This is a genomic window from Neobacillus sp. NRS-1170 (genome assembly GCF_050468025.1).
The window spans coordinates 15,552-34,462 of the sequence record NZ_JBITPF010000007.1; the positions used below are offsets into that span (position 1 = coordinate 15,552).

The window sequence follows — 18,911 nt, forward strand, 5'->3', positions numbered from 1 at the left end:
GAAGTTTTCTAAAAATTCAAACACTTTATTTCAAAAAAAACAAAAAAATTGAAAAACTTAAATAAGATTGCCAAAATTTTTATTGGTGTAAGGTTAAAAAAATTGGGGAAAATTAATTTCAACTATTAAATATGGAATGGGAGGAAGGAATTGAATGAAGCAGGATGTCTTAACTGGTTTTCATCCAGTAAATAATATTAATGTTTATTATGAATTTTATCCAAATCAATCATCGGACAAAACGTTCGTTTTACTACATGGTTTTCTTTCTTCCACCTTTACTTTTCGCCATTTAATTTCCTTACTCAAAAATGAGTATCAAGTGCTATCCGTTGATCTTCCCCCTTTTGGGAAAAGCACAAAATGCAATCGTTATGTCTATTCTTATAAGAATTTAGCTCAAACGGTCATTAAACTTACAGAGTCTTTTGGATTAAAAAAGATGACCTTTATCGGGCATTCAATGGGCGGGCAGATTGTCTTGAATATTCTTCACATGATGCCAGAGCTTGCTGATAAGGCCATTTTGCTGTGCAGTTCGGCCTATCTCAAACGATCAAAACTGCCTCTAGTCCTAACCAGCTACATTCCTTACTTTCACCTATTTGTGAAGTATTGGTTCGCTAGAACAGGGGTGAAAAAGAATCTCCAAGAAGCGCTTTATGATCACTCAATCATAAATGAAGAAATGATAAACGGTTACTTACAGCCCTTTTTACAGGATGAAATCTTTATTGCTCTGACAAGAATGATAAGGGACCGTGAAGGGGACCTTCCACCGGAAATCCTAAAGGAAATCAAAACTCCCTGCCTGCTGCTCTGGGGTGACCATGATAAGTCCATGCCGCTTAAAGTTGGCGAAAAACTAAACAAAGATTTAGCCAATTCTGAACTGATAGTACTAAAAGAAACTGGCCATGCAATCCCGGAAGAACGGCCAAACGAGATTTTTGACTCTATCCAAAGCTTTCTAGGGAAATTTCAAGCAGTCTAAAAAACCACCAAGCTCCTTATATGCTTGGTGGTTCTGATGTTTAATTCGTGTAAATAAGATTTATTTAAACCAGCCTTTTTCCTTCGATTGGGTAATTGCTTCGATACGGTTTTTTACTTCAAGTTTATCTAAGATGATGGAGATATAATTTCGAACGGTTCCCGTTTTAATGCTGAGTTCCTCTGCAATTTCTTTTGTATTTTTGCCATCAGCAACAAGCTCTAACACTTCTTTTTCACGGTCAGTTAAAGGATTTTCTTCACCGTATACATCGTCCATTAATTCCGGTGCATAAATTCTTCTGCCTGCCATGACACTGCGGATCGAGCCCGCTAGTTCATCACTAGGGCTGTCCTTTAATAAATACCCGCTAACGCCAGCCTTTAACGCCCGTTGAAAATACCCCGTTCGAGCGAAAGTAGTTAAGATGATTACCTTGCAGCCAAGTCCTTTAAGCTCCTCAGCTGCCTCAAGCCCACTTTTTCCCGGCATCTCAATATCCATGATACAGACATCTGGCTTGAATTTTTTTACTAGTGAAACAGCTTCTTCCCCATTTGAGGCCTTTCCTACTACTTCCATGTCTTCTTCCAAATTAAGCAGTGATCCAAAGGCCCCTAGAAGCATTTGCTGGTCTTCAGCGATAACGATTTTTATCATTTTCGCTCCTCCTTATCCAAATGTGGCTTCACATCATTCGGTACTTTTAGGATTAAGGTTGTTCCATTGTTAGTCACAAGTTCAAGACTGCCGTTAATGAATTCAAGCCGTTCTTTCATTCCAATTAGTCCATGCCCATCCGCTAAACACTCTTCTGTACCTTTAAATTTACCATCATCACGAATGGTTAATACAATTTCCTTCCACGATTGCTCAATTGAAACATAACAAGATGTGGCCCCGCTATGTTTAACCACATTATTAACGGCCTCTTTTAAGCACATACTTAATATATTCTCAGTCAATAACGAAACATTCGTCAGAGTGAATTCTTCTTCACAAACTAATTTAATTTGGGCGGCCTTCAGAATTTCCTTAACTCGGAACATTTCATCTTTTATACGTATACCCCTCATCGAAGAAACCATTTTTCTTACTTCACTTAGAGCCGTCCTTGCCGTTTGCTGAACATCCTTCAATTCATTCCTGGCTTGCTCGGGGTCTTTCGTGATCAATTTTCTTGCCAAATCCGTCTTTAATCCAATCAAGGAAAGCTTTTGTCCTAATGTATCATGAAGATCCCGGGCTATCCGCTGCCGTTCCTCCAATTTTACCAACTCAGAAATTTTTTTATTGGCATATTCCAATTTTTCTTCAAGCTGCCCTCTTTCCTTCCGGTTATAAATACTGAATGGAAGAAGGATCACACTAATCCAAATGATAATGACAAAGGGCAATTGCTGTAAAAAGAGCTTTTCATGCATGACGATGCTGTAATTAATCGATGCCGATGTACTGAGAAGATGAATAAAATACAAGGTTAAAAAAGCTACTCGGTCTTTTATATTACCAATAAAGTAGGCAAGAAAAAAAGCAAAATAAACATAACTGAATAGACTGGTCGCTGTTATGGAGATACCAATAAGGATTAATGTCCAAAGATAGACAGGCCATCCTTTCGAAATAAATGCGATTCGATAAAGGATAAAAAATAACAGCGTAAGTAAAATTCCTACAATGATTTCAAGGGTGGTGGGAGCTTGAAAAATGAAGTAAAACGGTAAAATGCAGAGAACAGTCCAAATATATGGAGCAATCCCATTATTTTTTTGGAATGTCATATACTTTTTGATCATGAACTGTACCTCTTTTTCAAAGTAATTAACTATCCTCTATCTTAACGCAAAGTACCTTCATTTGGAAAGAAAACGAAAAAACTCCACTATTATAGGTCAGTGGAGTTTAAATCTTTTCATTATTTGGAGCTTACTAAAACTTTTCTGCTTTCCTCAAGGCGACGAGCTACCTCTTTGTGGTTTTCCCTTGCAGCCTTTAGGTATTCATCGGAAACTTTTTGCCATCCATTACGGCGCTCTCTTGCATATTTCACATAGTTTTCACTGCCTTCAACAAAATTTTCCTCAAATCGTTGAAGTAGATCTAGACCCGCTGTAAGTGGAGCCATAGTTAGCTGCTCGATTCGTTCAGATACTTCACCTAACTGGTCCTTCAATTCAGGGCGAATTGCCTGATTTTCATCCACTCTTTTAGCCAGATTGCTGGAAACGCCTTTAACAATTTCTGTACCTGTTTGCCTGGAAGTTTGAAAAAGATTGGCAAGTGAGCCTCTAAATTCTTGATTAAACTTTACCGCTTCTTTTACAGCATTAAGATACGCATCTTCTCTTCTTTCACGCAGCTTTCTTGCTCGATTTAATGATTGCTCATATTGATTCCAGAATGTGTCTACAAAACGATTGGAATCAAATACTGCTTCTTGATCAACTTTCTTAGTAGTCATAGTTTATCCCTCTCCTTTTTGCTTGTTCCTCAATTGGAACTTCAGTTTCTATGTATGCATTTTCTTAGCTAGTCTATATATGTAATTTACACCTATGTGTCATAATCTGTCAATACTGATTATATAATAAAATAATCAGAATCTTATAAATGTTTATACCTTAGGAATGTTGGAAACATAAATTATTATTAAAACTTGAGGAGGAATGCATTTTGAGTGAAGTATTCAAAACCTGTACAGGAATTCCCTATTTAAGACTCGGTACTGGTGAGCCATTAGTTTTTATTCACGGTTTAGGAGAAGTTAAGGAGGGATGGACAAATCAATTTGAATTTGCCGATCAATATGACTTAATCATTCCCGATTTACGGGGACATGGTGAATATCAATCACCTGGTGAGATATCAATTAAAAATTTTGCTTACGACGTCATCTCCCTTTTAAAAGGTCTTGAAATTGAAAGCGCACACATTTGCGGCTTGTCTATGGGGGGGATGGTTGCACAAGAAATTTATCGCCAGGCTCCTGAAATGTGCCGTTCCTTAATGCTTGTCAGCACCTTCCATTATGCACCGAAGCAGCTTGGCAAGTTATTCTTGAAATTCAGGGAAGCGCGTGCAGAAAATAAGTCTCCTGACGACCTAAAAGAAACAGCTGCAAAGGTTTGTCTTTACTCATGGTCAAAGGAAAATTTTGATCACTTTTATCAATTTTACAAACCAAATAGTGAATATTATTTTCAATCGATGGAAGCTTGTCTAAAAGTTAATAATTTAAGCCTGCTTCCTAAAATTAAAGTTCCAACCTTAATCATTGGCGGACAATATGATTCTGTCATCCCTGTTTGGGTTCAATTACTCATGCACAAACAAATTCCCCATTCGGAGTTTGTTATTTTCAGAAATACTGGTCATATTGCCAAACTTGAAGCGAAGGAAGCCTTCAATGAAGTCCTGCGCAACTTTTTAAATAAACACAAAAGGGCAAGTTAGCGGGGAAGGAATGAGTTCCTTCCTCCTCCCAATTGCTCATACTTATTATATATTTACTTGTACTGGATTTTATTACAGAATAATTTTATATCGGATTAGAACGACTTGCAGCCCATTTATCGACAATGCCAGCAAACATTCCGGACAGCGCCATACCAACATGGCCGGATTCTACCACGATATAGGTTTTATCCTCACTTGAGACTAAGTCCATTATCGGCTTGCTCTGATTTTCCAAAATTAAATGATCTCTGGAGCCAGAAACGACGTAAAGATTCGCCTTAATATTCTTTAGATCCGCTTTTTTGTTGCCGATCATGAATTCTCCTTTTACCAGCTTATTCTCTTTGAAAAAGTCATTCGCCAATTGACGGTATGCTTCCCCTGCAAATGGAACCTGGTCAATTGTCCATTTATTCATTCTGCGCCACTTATCCACATAACGCTTATCGTGTGCCCTGCTTAATAGCATGGTATAGTTTGTAAAATAAATTGGTGCTCCAATTGCTCTGAACATGCCCTCAACTAATTGAGGTGGCATATTTCCATAAACATCAATAAAATGGTCAATATTCATATCACCATTTCTCATACCTTCAGCCCATTTATCCGGTCCCACGAATGGGCCGAAATCGATTGGCACCGTTGCTACAATCAAGTTTTTAATTGGTTCATCTGCAACTGCAGCATAGAGTGAAGCTATAGTTCCGCCTAAACAGTAACCGACAAGGGTAATTTCTTCCGCACCGGAATGACGAATGGCCCTTTTTACTGCCGTTCTTAAATATTTATCAATGTAGGTGTCTAAACCAATTTTCTTATCTTCATAGCCTGGTGTACCCCAGTCTAATAAATACACTTCATAGCCCATGTTGGTAAGACCCTCGATCACGCTGGCCTTTGGGGCAATATCTAAAATGTACGGTTTATTAAAAAGTGAATATACCAAAAATAATGGAACCTCATACTTTTTCTCTTTGGCAGGATAATGCCATAATACCGACTTATTTTTTCTCCATACTTCATTTCTTGGAGTAAGCCCTATTTTTGGCTCTGGTTCACTTAAAATCTTAAAAACCTGAGACCATCGCTCCATTTCCTTCTCGTAATTCAAATCTGGAATTGCGTTCTTTAAAGGTGATTCTGTAGCCACTATCTTCCCTCCATTCCGCTATTATTTGGTCGCCCCAGCACCAGCAAGCTCACGCTCAGCACTTTTGTCTTTTTCAATCAAACCTTTTAGTGTTTCAAATTCTGCTTTAAAATCATTTAACTTTAAGAGCTCAAATTTCATTTCCTGAAGCTCGGCATGTAAATCCTTAGAATCTGAAAGCTCTTTTTTTGTTTTCACTAGCTCTGTTTTAAGCTGCTTTGTTAGTTTAATAATTTCTTTAGATACTTCTACAACACTCTCAATATCCTTGCTTTGAGACTTTACAGAGTCCTGCAAATCCCAAATTTGTTCCTCAAGAGCTTCAATTTTTTCCTCTGCCTGAATCGTCAAGGCTGCCACGTTCGTCACATCATTTTTAGTAGGCAAATTTAACACACTAGCAAGTGCTTCTTGATTTTTTTTAAATTGATCAAGATAACGGGAATGAATCTCAGTTCCTACATTGGACATTTTGACAAATTCTTTATTGTTCGTCCAAAGATAGATAAAATCATTTATCTGCTTTTCCCATAATTGGCTAAACTTATGAAGAGATTCATATGGATCATATGTTTTTTTGCCTGTCATCGTTTCCACCCCTGCATTATTATCATTTTTTTGTAAGTTCAGTTACGCCTTTCATATATTGTTGAAATGGGAACATCGCCGATTTAACTTGTTTTGCAAATAGATTTGCAAATATTCTTTGATTTTCATAGACCACATTCGTTGTTTTCTTTACGCTGTCAACATATTTTTCACGGCCTTTTTTTCTAAAAGAAATATATTGGTCCAGCGTCTCTAAGTACCTTTCAATTGCTTGGCCATTCGTTAACGAACGGAATGGGGTTAAAAGCAGAGAAGTGGTTTTAGTCTGAATATCATCCACCACTTGATTGATTTCTTCATACGATTTAATTGGAAAAAATTGCTGGATGGACGTTGTCGTTACAAGTAACTCCTCCCGTGCTCCTTTTTCCCATTCCTTAAGCTCTTTGTTAAATTGCTCTGTAATTGCTTTAATATTTTCCTGATTGCTTCTAATTCTTTCAACAAAGCTTCTAGCTGCTTCTAGGAATAGATCATCCCGCTTGTTAAATCTTTCAGCCCATGAATCTAATTCATCAAATCCAAGCCTCCACAACATGTCTAAACTTGATAGCTGTTCTTCAGGACGAAATTCTGTTCCTTGACTTTCAACAACTGCTTCGAGCTCTTTTTCATTTTTCTTTGCCATCGATATTCTCCTCCATCTCAAAATCTGTAGTAAATAGCTGCTTTAATTCTAACAGCTCTTCCTCTAGTTTCTTTATTTTATAATCTTGGATTGTCTTTACTTCTTTTTCTAAAATAGCCAATAATTCTTCAAGTGATTTTTGGACTTTTTTAACCTTAAGACGGTTCTCCTTCAGACTTTTTGTTAGTATATAAACTGTCTCGTCCAGAAAATCCAGCTTTTCCTCACAATCTACCATTCTTATAGAAAGTTCAGCTATTTCATCTTTATTCGCCAGATTTAAGCGGTTCAACCACTTAGTTGTTAACCTTCTGTGAATCTTTAATCGGGAAAGATGGGCATCCATTCCCCTGCCAAAGGCGCGGGTAAAGGAACGGCAATTGGTACGGGCATGGATGCTTTTATTGAGCTCAACTTCAAGTTTTTTATAAAAAGTCATTCGATCTTGGTGTTCGGAATCCATTAAATTCCCTCATAACTAACCGGTCGGTATGTTTATCTAATCATAGTAAATTCAGGCCTTTAAGTCAATTTACAATTTGTTAAAAATTCAAAAAATATTCAACTTTATTGATAATTGCTTAGAGAACTCCTGCTGACGATCCCCCATCAACAGCTAGAACATGGCCCATTACATAATCTGAAGCACTGGAAGCTAGGAAAAGTGCTGGCCCTTTCATATCTTCATCGGAGCCAAAACGTCCTGCTGGTGTACGCTCAAGAATTTTCTCTCCTGAATAGCCCAAAATAGCTTTTGTCATTTTGGTAGGGAAAAAACCAGGTGCAATCGCATTCACATGAACATTATAAGGAGCTAATTTAACTGCTAGTTCTTGCGTTAACGTGATAACAGCACCCTTACTGACGGAATAACCAATCGCATCCATTACTAATGGATTCTGGCCACCCATTCCCGCAATTGAGGCAATATTAATAATCTTACCAGAGCGCTGTTCCTTCATTACTTTACCAGCTGCCTGGGAAAATAAGAAGACTGCTTTTAGGTTAATGTCCATTACTTTATCCCATTTATCGGCTGGCATTTCTAAGGCTGGTGCTCCCCAGCTTGTCCCGCTATTATTGACTAAAATATCAATTCGGCCAAATTCTTTTATTGTTTCGTCAACAACATGCTGGATGTCGTCTGGATTGGAAACATCACACTTAAATGCAAGTGAACCAACTCCCTTTTCTTTCAATGCATCGCTTAATTCCTGACATGCGTCGATATCTCTTGAGCAAATTACCACATTGGCTCCAGCCTCGGCATATATTTCTGCGATTTGCTGACCTAAGCCCCTGCCGCCGCCAGTAACAATCGCCGTTTTTCCTTTTAGACTAAATAAATCTATCAAACTCATCTTTACCCCTCCATTTTTTTATTAAGCCTTATTTTTATTAAGCCTTTATTTTTATTTCTTCTTGATCTCTTAAAACCCTTCTTAATAATTTTCCGACTGATGATTTTGGCAGCTCAGGAAGAATTTCTACTTCCTTCGGCGCCTTATATGGTGCAAGGTTTTCCTTGCCAAACTGTTTAATTTCCTCTTCAGAAATCGAATACCCTGCTTTTACCTTGACGAATGCTTTCACCGTTTCGCCGCGGTATGGGTCCGGAACCCCAATTACCAGTGCTTCTTCAATTGCTTCTAACTGATAAAGCAATTCTTCAATTTCACACGGATAGACATTGTAGCCGCTTGCAATAATCATGTCCTTCTTACGGTCAACAATATAAAAGTATCCATCCTTATCCATTTTGGCAATATCGCCTGTAAACAGCCATCCATCTCTTAATGTTGCTGCTGTCTCTTCTGGACGGTTCCAGTAACCTTTCATTACTTGTGGACCTTGAATTATTAGTTCCCCTGCTTCGCCAACAGGTACATCAACAAATCCATCTTCTGTTTCATGGACAATTCTTGCGATTGTGCTTTGGACAGGAATACCAATGCTGCCATATTTCCTTGGTACGAATGGAGGGTTAAAAATGACAGTTGGAGCTGCCTCTGAAAGACCATACCCATCGAGTAACCTTATACCAGTCCTCTTTTCAAACAATTTCGCTTGTTCCACTGGTAGCGGACCGCCGCCACTACTAATGTAATAAAGTTGGTCAAACCCACACTCCTCCAGTCCCGCCTGACTGTTTAAAGCAAAAAACATGGTAGGAACACCAGACATTTGGAATGGTTTTTCCCGCTTAACAATCTCCATTACTTCTTTGGGATCAAACCGTGGCAAGATAATCTGATTTGCGCCTTCCCTAATTCCGCAAAGTGCAACACTCGAGAGACCATATACATGGAACATTGGCAAAACAGTTATCATCTTAAAATCATCTGGTTTGTTTTCACAGGTTTTATAGGCAAATTCACACACTTGATTGAAGTTTGCTAAAAGATTATTATGTGTAAGCATAACACCTTTGGAAAGTCCTGTAGTTCCGCCTGTATATTGCAAAACGGCTACATCTTCAAGTCGGTCAATTTCCACATCAGGGATATTCAATTCTCCGATAAGGAAATCATCGAAATAATGATCCCCATCAGAAAGGTCAAATCGTTCTCCTCCAAAGCTGACAACGAGAATCTTTTTCAATGATGTCCCCGCCTGTACTTTTTTTACTTTTTGATAGAAAGTATCTAGAACGACCATATACTCAGACCCTGAATCCTGCAAAACATGCTCTATTTCTCTTTCAACATACATAGGGTTAACTTGGACAGCAATTCCACCTAAGCGAAAGTTTGCAAATAAGGTGAAAATGTAATGAGGGGAATTGGGAAGCATTATGGCCAAACGGTCACCTTTTGTAAATCCCGCTCTGTGTAATGACGAGGCCAATTGATCTGTAATTCCTTTTGTTGTGTTAAATGACCAAACATGTCCAAAGAATGTGAAAGCAGGTTTGTCTTTATAACGGTCTACTGCACCTTGTAAGAAATCGTAAAGGGAATTGTGCTCAATCTGAACATGTTCATCAATTCTCGAATCATAAACTTTCAACCACGGCTTTTGCTGATAAACCATAATACATGATGCCTCCTCATGATATTGTCATATCAACATTCTTATTTAAAATTGCTGTCCTTCTTGATGTTTTGTATATACTATATAAATAATTAGAATATTAATATAATTATAATTATTGTAGAAAAATATAGATTTGTAAACCTATCATTCTCGACAATTTTCCGCAATTGTTCTTTGGTTCTATGAGATTCGGATAGAAAACTCTTGATAATACTCCTTAAATTAAGTACTTTATAGATTCACTTCTAAAAAATAATAGCGTAAATTGTCGAAAAATTTTCCGTTCGACAAATTCAAACATTAATAATACATGGGTAATTCAACCAAATAGTATTTCACCTTCCTCCCTTCATTACCCTCACCCCCAAAAAACAATATTCTCATATAATATTTTTTATAATTCAATAACCGTAATAGGTCTTTTTGAAGGCTTTAGGTTCTTGCAAAGTATTCGAAATCATATAATCTAGTATTATCTAGAAGAAAGGGAGTTGCCCTATATGCCTATAACAAATGCAAATGGAATTGATCTTTATTATGAAGTACATGGTGAAGGTGAACCTTTGCTGCTAATTATGGGATTGTCACTTAATTCAAAATCCTGGTTTAGAACTTTGCCGGCTTTAAGTGAGCATTACAAGGTTATTATTTTCGACAATCGAGGCGTAGGTCTCAGCGGAAAACCGAACACCCCTTATTCCATTGATCTCATGGCAGAAGATACAAATGCAGTATTGGATGCTGCGGGGGTTGAATCTGCCCATGTTTATGGTATTTCGATGGGAGGTATGATTGCTCAACGATTTGCCATTAAGTATCCAGAAAAGGTCCGCTCTCTTATCCTTGGCTGTACAACCTCTGGAGGTGTCAATCATGTACAACCTAGTGCGGATGTCTCGATGCTTATGTTATCAAGAGCTTCTTCAACAGCCACTCCTGAGGAAATGGCCTGGGCAACGGCTCCGATTCTCTATAGTCAATCGTTTATCGAAAATCAGCGGGAACTAATTGCAGAGGATATCCAAAAAAGAATTGAGCTTCCAATTCTCCCTTATGCTTATATGCTTCAATTGCAAGCCTGCTTAGCCCATGACACCTACAATGAAATTAATCATATTAAAGCACCTGCGCTCGTCATCCATGGGGATGAGGATAGGTTAGTTCCTTATGAAAATGGTGTAACCTTAGCAGAGAAAATTCCAAATGCAGAATTTCTAACTATTAAAGGTGCGGGACACATTTATGTGACGGAAGCAAATGATTTAGTAAATAAAAGAGTGTTAGAGTTTCTTGATAACCAAAGGTAATATAATAAATGCCCGGTCAAATTTTGATCGGGCACTTATTATCTCGTAATAGTTATCACTCTATTAAGCTTCTACATTGGATAGTTCTTCATTACGAAGCGCTCTTCTTAATAATTTCCCAACAGATGATTTTGGCAAAGTTGAAAGGATTTCTACTTTTTTTGGCCCCATCTAATAAAGTTTTTCCTAGAAAATGTCGAAAGTTGGCAGGTGATTTTCATTTGTTCACAAAACCTTTAATGAAATTTATTTGAACAAAAAAAGAATCGCCAGCTAAGTCACCAGCAATTCTTCTTTCCATGGTGTCAGTCACCATGATTTATTTTTTTAGCATATGAAAAACTTGTTCTACATCCTTATCACCGCGGCCTGATAGGTTCACGATAATTACATCTTCGTTTGACAATTCTTTTGCTAACTTAATAGCATATGCTACCGCATGAGAGCTCTCCAAGGCTGGGATTATTCCTTCCGTTTTACTTAATCGTTGAAAAGCTTCCAACGCTTCCTGGCCAGTTACCGTTGCATACTCCGCTCTGCCAATTGTTTTCAAATAGCTGTGCTCAGGACCAACACCTGGATAATCCAAGCCTGCCGCGATTGAGTACGTTGGTTTTGGTTCCCCATTCTCATCTAAGAGCGTCAAACACTTGAATCCATGAATAACAGCCGGAACTCCTTCCGTTAAAGTTGGCGCCTCTGCAGGTTCAACTCCAATTAGGCGGACATTTTTCTCTTCAATATAATGGGCAAAAGCTCCAATCGCATTGCTTCCGCCGCCTGCACAAGCAATAACCGCAGTCGGAAGCTTTCCTTCCTTTTCAAGCACCTGTCGCTTAGATTCCTCACTTATAATCGCTTGAAAGTGTTTGACCATTGTTGGATATGGATGTGGTCCCACTGCCGAACCTAGTAAATAAAAAGTATTTTGATAGTTTTGCACCAAATCGCCCAGAGCCTCATCTACTGCGTCCTTTAAACGGCCTTGTCCCTTAGCCACAGGAACTACTTTTGCGCCTAACAATTCCATCCGAAAGACGTTTAACGCTTGGCGTTCTGTATCGAGCTTGCCCATGTAAATCACGCATTCCATTCCAAACATCGCACATGCTGTGGCAGTTGCTACACCATGCTGACCAGCACCTGTTTCGGCAATGATTCGCTTTGCTCCCATTCGCTTCGCTAATAATATTTGACCAATGGCATTATTAATTTTATGGGCGCCGGTATGGTTTAAATCCTCCCTTTTTAAATAAATTTTAGCTCCGCCAAGCTGGTTAGTTAAATTTTCAGCTAGAGTTAACGGATTTTCCCTACCAATATATTCTTTTAAATAATATTTGAACTCCTCTTGGAACTCAGAATCGTCCTTGTATTTTAGAAATTGTTCTTCCAATACGTTCATTACCTGTTGAAGATCCTCAGGTATAAAACTTCCGCCAAATTCTCCAAAATAACCTTTACTCTCGACACTGACTTTCTCCATACTTCACTCGTCTCCTTCAAAAACTATTATTTTGGTTCAATTAAATTATAAAATCTTTTTACTGAATATTCAAATATTCGTAATAAAAAAACCAGATTGGTTCTCAACACCATTCTGGTTTTCCTTTACATTTATTTTTTCTCTGAAAGCCAGGTAGCAACTGCATCAGCGTCATCACCTTTAAGGAGTCCCGCTGGCATACCGCCTTCTTTACCGTTTTGGATAATATCCAGAATTTCAGCCTTTGAATATTTCGAACCAATCTTATCTAGATCTGGTGCACTGCCACTTTTTAAATCTGCGCCATGACAGGCTGAACAGGTTTGCTGAAATGTAGCATCAGCATTAGCAGTATTAGTGGCTGGCGCTTTTTCCTCGGTTTTTTCAGTGGTAGTTTTATCTTTATCTGCAGTATCCTTATCATTGCCGCCGCCACAGGCTGCCAGAAAACCAAGAAAAACAATACAAATCACACCATTTATGAGTTTCTTCATATTCTCACCTCCATCATTTATAGATTTTGTTATCTAAAACTGTAATATTCATTCCTTTACATCTTATCCATTTATTTTGCACAAAAAAATCCTAACATCGTTTTGATGTTAGATTTGTGATGACCTGTGAGGGGTTCGAACCCCCGACCTCAACCCTGTCAAGGTTGAAAAGCGAATCCGATTATAACAGGTATCGTTTGAAATTGTTGATATAGTAGGCTTTTGTTATTCCTATATATGCTTTAAACGGATGTAATTGGTGGCAGTATGATTGATTTTGCCACCAGGCTGCCACCAACTTGCCACCAGCTCTCAGTACCATGTTTCCACATTCAACATGTGTGGAGTGTATGTCGAGAGGTCTCCTGGAACGTCCGCCCACCATCGTGCTTCCAGAAAAAATTGAATTTGCGGAAAAGCAAAGCTTTTTAACCGGCTGGTTCGGGGAACGCCGCCCATTGAACACAATAGAAATCTCTAGTCTTTATTTTAATTTGCAGAAAACCATCTTGACTAAAGACTTGGCTCTCGGTTTTAGCCAAACCTCTAAATCGAAAGAAATCCGCCGGTTTATGGAAGAAGTGGTAAAACTGGCAGCAGAACATATTGAAATTTTTACTACGATCCTTCATGAAGACTTCATCAGTTCTGCCATCGCAAGGGATGGGAAGCTTGCGGAAGACTGCGCAAACATCATGATTTCCAATGGATGGTTTGAAGAACCGCCAAGTTCCGTTGATCGACGAGAATTATCTTAGTGAAACTTCACCATAACTGTGATTTTACGAAGTAGACAAAACCCCTTGAGCACCAAGGGGTTTTAACTCGCGTTCTTATCGATTATCCAAGCAAGTACATATTCCCTGAATTAGTGTTTTAGTGCTGAATGAATTTTCTCCACCTCACAAATATCCCAAACATTCAAAATACTTTACCTATCCTAAGAAAATTTTAGAATGTTTCCTCCTATACTTGGAACAATACCATTGTAGTAAAAAGGAGGGTAATTAGAAATGGATATTCAAAAATTAGCCGATCATGAGTCATTGGATCTACATGAAGTTATTAATTTTAAAACCCTATGCTTAGCGAAATCAAAACTAATGCAAGGACTGGTATTTGATCATGATTTGAGAGCATTAATGCAAAAAGATGTTGAACAATCCATGCAAGCGCTTGGAGAATTACAGGCAATTTATCAACGTGCACCTTTTCAAGCGCCTATTCCTCAAAACCGGCCAACACCAATAATAAATTGAAAGGAAGGCAAATTCATTGAACAATGACTATTTAGACCCTATAAACTCGCTACACGTACCAGAGCTAGCAGATACCACATTTGCGATGGATTTACTTCTTCGTGCCAAAGAAGGTGTGCGCAATATTGCGGTTGCATTAACGGAGTCCGCATCACCTGATGTTAGAACCCTCTTACGAAACCAGTTAATACAAGGGATTGCCATGCACCAAGAAATTACAGAATTAATGATTAGTAAAAAATGGTTCCATCCATACGAATTAAGTGAACAATATCAACTAGACCAACTCTCTGCCAACAATACTTTGATGATTGGCAAAATGAATCTATTTCCTGTTGAGACCAATAGAAAAGGTATGTTTGACCGGACACCTGATGAACACTAACACTGGAGGCTGTAACCAATGAAGGCGGTAACGTATCAAGGTATTAAAAATGTTGTAGTCAAAGAAGTTCCAGATCCAAAGATTGAAAAACCAGATGACATGATTATTAAAGTAACGAGTACAGCTATATGTGGTTCTGATTTACATTTAATTCATGGCATGATTCCTAACCTGCAAGAAAACTATGTTATTGGCCATGAACCAATGGGAATTGTCGAAGAAGTTGGTCCAGGTGTGACGAAACTAAAAAAGGGAGATCGGGTCATTATTCCCTTTAATATAGCATGCGGTGAATGCATTTACTGTAAAAACCATTTGGAAAGCCAATGTGATAATTCAAATGATAACGGTGATATGGGTGCCTATTTCGGATATTCTGGTACGACGGGTGGCTATCCTGGTGGGCAAGCTGAATATTTAAGAGTGCCATTTGCCAACTTTACTCATTTCAAAATTCCAGAGACTTGTGAAGAACCAGATGAAAAGTTAGCAGTTATTGCCGATGCGATGACTACTGGTTTTTGGAGTGTTGACAATGCAGGCGTTAAAGATGGAGATACCGTTATTGTTCTTGGCTGTGGTCCGGTTGGTCTTTTTGCTCAAAAATTCTGTTGGTTAAAAGGGGCAAAGCGAGTCATTGCCGTTGATTATGTCAATTATCGCCTGCAGCACGCAAAGCGCACCAACAAAGTAGAAATTGTTAACTTTGAGGACCATGAGAATGTAGGAAGTTACCTGAAGGAAATCACCAAAGGCGGCGCTGATGTTGTCATTGATGCAGTTGGTATGGACGGTAAAATGACTGATATGGAGTTCCTTGCAAGCGGAATGAAGCTTCATGGCGGAGCATTAAGTGCGCTTATCATGGCTTCACAAGCAGTGCGTAAATGCGGGACAATTCAAGTTACTGGTGTTTACGGTGGTAGATATAATGGTTTCCCTCTTGGAGATATTATGCAGCGAAATGTCAATATCCGCTCCGGTCAAGCACCTGTCATCCACTATATGCCATATATGTTTGAATTAGTTTCGACCGGAAAAATTGATCCGGGAGATGTCGTAAGTCATGTACTTCCACTTAGTGAAGCAAAGCGTGGCTATGAGATTTTTGACACAAAAATGGATGATTGTATAAAAGTCGTGTTGAAACCTTGAGGAAGGAGGTATAAAAAATGAACTACGCCTTACATGAAGTTCTTGAGGTCCATGAGATAACTGCATTTAAGACCACTTGTTTAACTAAATCCAAAACGATGAAAGCGTTAGTTACAGATCAGCTATTAAGAGATATTATGCAGCAAGACATTGATGTATCTACGAGACAATTACAAGAATATGCTTCTATCCTTTCCAACGCTAAGCAGTAAATTAGGAGATGAATGAACATGAATCCAATCATTGAAACTTTAACGGGCATGGATGGACTATCTGATCAAGTCGTTGCAATGGATCTACTCATTTCAGCTAAAAATGGAATTAGAAATTATGCCATGGCAGCTACGGAGGCAGGAACACCGGAAATTAAAGAAATGCTCACTCGCCATTTAGTGGAAGCTCTTGATATGCATGAACAAATATCCGCATATATGGTAGAAAAAGGATGGTACCATGCTTGGGATACAAACGAACAGATCAGTTTGGATTTAAATAATATCAATACAGCATTGAACTTACCGACATTATAAAGATTTCCAGGAACAGTTTAACACTCACCAAATAAACTGTTCCCATTAAACCATTTTGAGTTTATTTGGCAGAAGTAAATAAAGTTAATACTTCTTGCTTACTCGAGTTTGTTTTACACTATATAATTGAAAACAATTAATTGACTATTTTTATTATGAAAAGGTCGGAGCAGGAAATTCATCAATTTTGATACGAAGTAAACTATAAGGTTTCTGTCGTAAGTCTTTTCCATAATGAAATCTAGGCTGTCGATGTAATTGGTTCACAATGACATACAAATATTGATCCGGACCAATTGAAAAAGTATCCGGCCACAAAATTCTCGGATCATGTGCGATAGTTTCCATTATGCCATTTGCCAATATCTTACGTATACTGTTGTTTTCATAATCTCCAGCATAAACAGTTCCCTTTGCATCGGTGATCATTCCATCAGACGCACCTTTTTCTCCCCAATACTCCACATGATAAGGTAAATCCATGTCCGGTATCAATCTGTCTCTTAGGGCTTCAGTTGAGATCGAGAACAAATGACGACTGGTTAGTGGAGCAAAAAATAATATCTTTCCCTCGGGAGAAATCGCAAGACTATCAGACGCCAATCTAAATGGAGAAGTTGAACCGTCTTTGTTTCGATTCATTAAAATTTGACCTTCTACTTTCGGTAAAAAATAGGGATCGGGTGAAGTTGAATTTGCCCCATTTAACCGTCTAAACGCGTTTCCATTTGATAAATCTACGACGATAATAGCTCCTGGTCCTCTTGAAGAAGAATCCGTTATATAGGCATAACCTGCTTTTCCTACACGAAAATCAAAACGGACATCATTCAGATAAGTTGTAGGCAGGACAACATCTTCTGTAAAGGTATATACTTTTCTTATTGTATTGGTTTCTAAATCAACAGCGACTAATTTTGCCCCCCCTTTAATAGGTTCAGAAAAATTGGGGGCCGCTGTATCTAATATCCAAAGCGTTCCCCTTCCATCAGCAACAACACTTTGGACACTGATGAATGTCATTGTTATATTCTCGGCATTAACCAAATTTGTTTGTAAATTAGGATAAGGCTGCAATTTATCCTCAACAATTTCCCCCACCGTAAATTTAACATCGTCTCCCCATTTCGGAAAGCAAATGAAAATACGACCGGTTTCTGAAACAGTAACACCTGTAGGCATAGCCCCATAAAAAGCATAAACTAGTTCTAAATTACCGAAATATTTTTCACTAGGTAACATAGGTTTCATAATATCCTCCTCAAGCTTTAAACGGGATATCACCTATATATGATTTATATTTTTTCTAGTGCATGTTTCTTAATAAGTTTTTCTATACGAAAAGATGATTGAATGGATTGTTTTCGAAATTTAATAAGTCTGTCAGAAGAAAGGTAACATTTTAATTTAAAGGTCTCCTGTCCAACCATACATAGGAAGAACAGTTACTGATATTAAGAAACCAATCGTAAAACGATTAATAAAATAACCAATAATAGCAATACGTTTATCTTCAAATTTCATCGGGAGCATTAGTAGTACAGAGAATAAACCAAATATTATACCAGATATAATTCCCAAGAAAATGCTGTTCATTGGTAATAAATATCCTTTCTCTAACTAACTCATTAATTGATATGATTCTTTTAAAAGAACTAAAAACTCTTGATTTAGTTCGTCTTCACTATGAAATCTAAAGTTATTGTGAAATCGATTTTTTGAAACTTGTTCAATTTTAGTAATCTTCTCGTGTTCAATTTGATGGTTTGTTACTAAATTAAAATCTAACCATTTCTTTTTTGGATGAACTCCTCCGAAGGAAGATTTATTCAAAAGATGTATAGAAGTCTTTTTAAACTCAATTTCAAAAGGTCCAATTTCTTTCAATAAATCGAGTATTTTGAATATATTTCATAAACATTAGATGCTTTATTTGAGAATAATTCATCTTCTGACAAATCACCATCTCCTGCTTTCACTTTAACATATTAAACTTTATTACCTTTATTTTGCCTCTTTTTACATCCTTTTACCATTTCTTTATTCACTAACCTGCTTCGATAGTTTAAGTACATCTCTTCACAATTACCTTCCATTATCACATATCTCGAAAATAATGGTAAAATAAGGTAGAGGTGATTTTATGAAAAGAATACCGAAATATAAATTTAATTTTATTGTTTCATTTATTTTTCTTGTTATAGGTTTTATCTTTATACAAATACTCCCTAACGCAATACCTACTTTCATTCTTTTTGGCTATTTCTTTCTTTATTACACTGGAACTGGTATTTCTCATTTCATTAAACATAGAAAGAGTCAAACTCACCTTTGATTTAAACAGGAAGACGGATAACGGTCTTTTTTTTATTTTGAATGGATTCATCTCGAGCTAACCTGCCCCGTTAGAATTCCTGTAGAT

General features: G+C 37.7%; 22 protein-coding genes. 9 read left to right on the forward strand and 13 right to left on the reverse strand.

The genetic code is table 11. From position 1 onward, the window contains the following. The first annotated feature begins 154 nt into the window (after window positions 1–154). Complete coding sequence (locus ACIFOT_RS02070; RefSeq protein ID WP_430061182.1) at window positions 155–994, forward strand: alpha/beta fold hydrolase; 840 nt, start codon at window positions 155–157, stop codon at window positions 992–994. A 60-nt stretch (window positions 995–1,054) separates the two neighbouring features. On the opposite strand, the gene ACIFOT_RS02075 is transcribed toward ACIFOT_RS02070, so the two are convergent. The 3 genes from ACIFOT_RS02075 to ACIFOT_RS02085 all read right to left on the reverse strand — a co-directional run bounded on the left by ACIFOT_RS02075 (window position 1,055) and on the right by ACIFOT_RS02085 (window position 3,455). Beyond that, window positions 1,055–1,654: a response regulator gene (locus ACIFOT_RS02075; RefSeq protein WP_430061184.1), complete on the reverse strand. Its 600-nt coding sequence runs from the start codon at window positions 1,652–1,654 to the stop codon at window positions 1,055–1,057. Further along, on the reverse strand, window positions 1,651–2,790 hold the full coding sequence (locus tag ACIFOT_RS02080; RefSeq protein WP_430061186.1) for a sensor histidine kinase: 1,140 nt from the start codon (window positions 2,788–2,790) through the stop codon (window positions 1,651–1,653). The genes ACIFOT_RS02075 and ACIFOT_RS02080 overlap by 4 nt, the downstream gene beginning before the upstream one ends. Window positions 2,791–2,909: 119 nt before the next feature. Beyond that, the gene (locus ACIFOT_RS02085) at window positions 2,910–3,455 is read right to left on the reverse strand and encodes a hypothetical protein (protein ID WP_430061188.1); all 546 of its coding nucleotides are present in this window, start codon (window positions 3,453–3,455) and stop codon (window positions 2,910–2,912) included. A gap of 212 nt (window positions 3,456–3,667) precedes the next feature. On the opposite strand from ACIFOT_RS02085, the gene ACIFOT_RS02090 reads away from it, so the two are divergent. Continuing rightward, window positions 3,668–4,447, forward strand: coding sequence for an alpha/beta fold hydrolase (locus ACIFOT_RS02090; protein ID WP_430061189.1), 780 nt, complete (start codon window positions 3,668–3,670; stop codon window positions 4,445–4,447). Window positions 4,448–4,532: 85 nt separating this feature from the next. On the opposite strand, the gene ACIFOT_RS02095 is transcribed toward ACIFOT_RS02090, so the two are convergent. The 6 genes from ACIFOT_RS02095 to ACIFOT_RS02120 form a co-directional block, all read right to left on the reverse strand. Next, the gene (locus ACIFOT_RS02095; protein WP_430061190.1) at window positions 4,533–5,600 is read right to left on the reverse strand and encodes an alpha/beta fold hydrolase; all 1,068 of its coding nucleotides are present in this window, start codon (window positions 5,598–5,600) and stop codon (window positions 4,533–4,535) included. A gap of 21 nt (window positions 5,601–5,621) precedes the next feature. Next, complete coding sequence (locus tag ACIFOT_RS02100) at window positions 5,622–6,188, reverse strand: polyhydroxyalkanoate biosynthesis repressor PhaR (protein WP_430061192.1); 567 nt, start codon at window positions 6,186–6,188, stop codon at window positions 5,622–5,624. A 22-nt stretch (window positions 6,189–6,210) separates the two neighbouring features. Then, complete coding sequence (locus ACIFOT_RS02105; RefSeq protein ID WP_430061194.1) at window positions 6,211–6,837, reverse strand: hypothetical protein; 627 nt, start codon at window positions 6,835–6,837, stop codon at window positions 6,211–6,213. Next, window positions 6,821–7,300, reverse strand: a complete 480-nt coding sequence (locus ACIFOT_RS02110) for a hypothetical protein (protein WP_430061195.1) — start codon at window positions 7,298–7,300, stop codon at window positions 6,821–6,823. The genes ACIFOT_RS02105 and ACIFOT_RS02110 overlap by 17 nt, the downstream gene beginning before the upstream one ends. Before the next feature lie 118 nt (window positions 7,301–7,418). Next, window positions 7,419–8,198: an SDR family oxidoreductase gene (locus ACIFOT_RS02115; protein ID WP_430061196.1), complete on the reverse strand. Its 780-nt coding sequence runs from the start codon at window positions 8,196–8,198 to the stop codon at window positions 7,419–7,421. Window positions 8,199–8,235: 37 nt separating this feature from the next. Next, window positions 8,236–9,870, reverse strand: a complete 1,635-nt coding sequence (locus ACIFOT_RS02120; RefSeq protein ID WP_430061198.1) for a long-chain-fatty-acid--CoA ligase — start codon at window positions 9,868–9,870, stop codon at window positions 8,236–8,238. A 503-nt stretch (window positions 9,871–10,373) separates the two neighbouring features. Between ACIFOT_RS02120 and ACIFOT_RS02125 the strand changes: the two genes are divergently transcribed. Continuing rightward, entirely contained in the window at window positions 10,374–11,180 is an 807-nt protein-coding gene (locus tag ACIFOT_RS02125; protein WP_430061199.1) for an alpha/beta fold hydrolase, read from the forward strand. A gap of 319 nt (window positions 11,181–11,499) precedes the next feature. On the opposite strand, the gene trpB is transcribed toward ACIFOT_RS02125, so the two are convergent. Together trpB and cccB are read right to left on the reverse strand one after the other, a co-directional pair. Then, complete coding sequence (gene trpB / locus ACIFOT_RS02130) at window positions 11,500–12,666, reverse strand: tryptophan synthase subunit beta (protein ID WP_430061201.1); 1,167 nt, start codon at window positions 12,664–12,666, stop codon at window positions 11,500–11,502. Window positions 12,667–12,797: 131 nt separating this feature from the next. After that, window positions 12,798–13,160: a cytochrome c551 gene (gene cccB / locus ACIFOT_RS02135; protein ID WP_430061202.1), complete on the reverse strand. Its 363-nt coding sequence runs from the start codon at window positions 13,158–13,160 to the stop codon at window positions 12,798–12,800. Between the two features lie 350 nt (window positions 13,161–13,510). Here cccB and ACIFOT_RS02140 point away from each other — a divergent pair, with 350 nt between their 5' ends. The 6 genes from ACIFOT_RS02140 (at window position 13,511) to ACIFOT_RS02165 (ending at window position 16,489) form a co-directional block, all read left to right on the forward strand. Continuing rightward, entirely contained in the window at window positions 13,511–13,918 is a 408-nt protein-coding gene (locus ACIFOT_RS02140; RefSeq protein WP_430061204.1) for a DUF3231 family protein, read from the forward strand. A gap of 255 nt (window positions 13,919–14,173) precedes the next feature. Then, on the forward strand, window positions 14,174–14,419 hold the full coding sequence (locus tag ACIFOT_RS02145) for a spore gernimation protein GerQ (protein WP_430061206.1): 246 nt from the start codon (window positions 14,174–14,176) through the stop codon (window positions 14,417–14,419). 16 nt (window positions 14,420–14,435) lie between these two features. Then, complete coding sequence (locus tag ACIFOT_RS02150) at window positions 14,436–14,804, forward strand: spore coat protein (RefSeq protein ID WP_410777808.1); 369 nt, start codon at window positions 14,436–14,438, stop codon at window positions 14,802–14,804. Between the two features lie 18 nt (window positions 14,805–14,822). Then, the gene (locus tag ACIFOT_RS02155; protein ID WP_430061208.1) at window positions 14,823–15,959 is read left to right on the forward strand and encodes a zinc-dependent alcohol dehydrogenase; all 1,137 of its coding nucleotides are present in this window, start codon (window positions 14,823–14,825) and stop codon (window positions 15,957–15,959) included. 17 nt (window positions 15,960–15,976) lie between these two features. After that, window positions 15,977–16,171, forward strand: coding sequence for a hypothetical protein (locus ACIFOT_RS02160; protein WP_335714814.1), 195 nt, complete (start codon window positions 15,977–15,979; stop codon window positions 16,169–16,171). A gap of 18 nt (window positions 16,172–16,189) precedes the next feature. After that, window positions 16,190–16,489 (forward strand): spore coat protein, encoded by a 300-nt coding sequence (locus ACIFOT_RS02165; RefSeq protein ID WP_430061214.1) that lies wholly within the window; start codon window positions 16,190–16,192, stop codon window positions 16,487–16,489. A gap of 153 nt (window positions 16,490–16,642) precedes the next feature. Here the strand turns inward: ACIFOT_RS02165 and ACIFOT_RS02170 are convergent, their stop codons facing one another. Further along, window positions 16,643–17,740 (reverse strand): L-dopachrome tautomerase-related protein, encoded by a 1,098-nt coding sequence (locus ACIFOT_RS02170; protein ID WP_430061210.1) that lies wholly within the window; start codon window positions 17,738–17,740, stop codon window positions 16,643–16,645. Window positions 17,741–18,109: 369 nt separating this feature from the next. Further along, a complete protein-coding gene (locus ACIFOT_RS02175; protein WP_430061216.1) occupies window positions 18,110–18,397 on the reverse strand; it encodes a DUF5655 domain-containing protein in 288 nt (95 codons plus the stop codon). Window positions 18,398–18,911 lie beyond the last annotated feature (514 nt).

Coding starts and splice junctions, on each gene's coding strand:
- ACIFOT_RS02170 (WP_430061210.1), bottom strand. CDS start 17,740: ATGAAACCTATGTTACCTAGTGAAAAATATTTCGGTAATTTAGAACTA.
- ACIFOT_RS02100 (WP_430061192.1), bottom strand. CDS start 6,188: ATGACAGGCAAAAAAACATATGATCCATATGAATCTCTTCATAAGTTT.
- ACIFOT_RS02165 (WP_430061214.1), top strand. CDS start 16,190: ATGAATCCAATCATTGAAACTTTAACGGGCATGGATGGACTATCTGAT.
- ACIFOT_RS02110 (WP_430061195.1), bottom strand. CDS start 7,300: ATGGATTCCGAACACCAAGATCGAATGACTTTTTATAAAAAACTTGAA.
- ACIFOT_RS02160 (WP_335714814.1), top strand. CDS start 15,977: ATGAACTACGCCTTACATGAAGTTCTTGAGGTCCATGAGATAACTGCA.
- ACIFOT_RS02145 (WP_430061206.1), top strand. CDS start 14,174: ATGGATATTCAAAAATTAGCCGATCATGAGTCATTGGATCTACATGAA.
- ACIFOT_RS02155 (WP_430061208.1), top strand. CDS start 14,823: ATGAAGGCGGTAACGTATCAAGGTATTAAAAATGTTGTAGTCAAAGAA.
- trpB (WP_430061201.1), bottom strand. CDS start 12,666: ATGGAGAAAGTCAGTGTCGAGAGTAAAGGTTATTTTGGAGAATTTGGC.
- ACIFOT_RS02105 (WP_430061194.1), bottom strand. CDS start 6,837: ATGGCAAAGAAAAATGAAAAAGAGCTCGAAGCAGTTGTTGAAAGTCAA.
- ACIFOT_RS02120 (WP_430061198.1), bottom strand. CDS start 9,870: ATGGTTTATCAGCAAAAGCCGTGGTTGAAAGTTTATGATTCGAGAATT.
- cccB (WP_430061202.1), bottom strand. CDS start 13,160: ATGAAGAAACTCATAAATGGTGTGATTTGTATTGTTTTTCTTGGTTTT.
- ACIFOT_RS02075 (WP_430061184.1), bottom strand. CDS start 1,654: ATGATAAAAATCGTTATCGCTGAAGACCAGCAAATGCTTCTAGGGGCC.
- ACIFOT_RS02115 (WP_430061196.1), bottom strand. CDS start 8,198: ATGAGTTTGATAGATTTATTTAGTCTAAAAGGAAAAACGGCGATTGTT.
- ACIFOT_RS02140 (WP_430061204.1), top strand. CDS start 13,511: ATGTCGAGAGGTCTCCTGGAACGTCCGCCCACCATCGTGCTTCCAGAA.
- ACIFOT_RS02070 (WP_430061182.1), top strand. CDS start 155: ATGAAGCAGGATGTCTTAACTGGTTTTCATCCAGTAAATAATATTAAT.
- ACIFOT_RS02080 (WP_430061186.1), bottom strand. CDS start 2,790: ATGATCAAAAAGTATATGACATTCCAAAAAAATAATGGGATTGCTCCA.
- ACIFOT_RS02125 (WP_430061199.1), top strand. CDS start 10,374: ATGCCTATAACAAATGCAAATGGAATTGATCTTTATTATGAAGTACAT.
- ACIFOT_RS02085 (WP_430061188.1), bottom strand. CDS start 3,455: ATGACTACTAAGAAAGTTGATCAAGAAGCAGTATTTGATTCCAATCGT.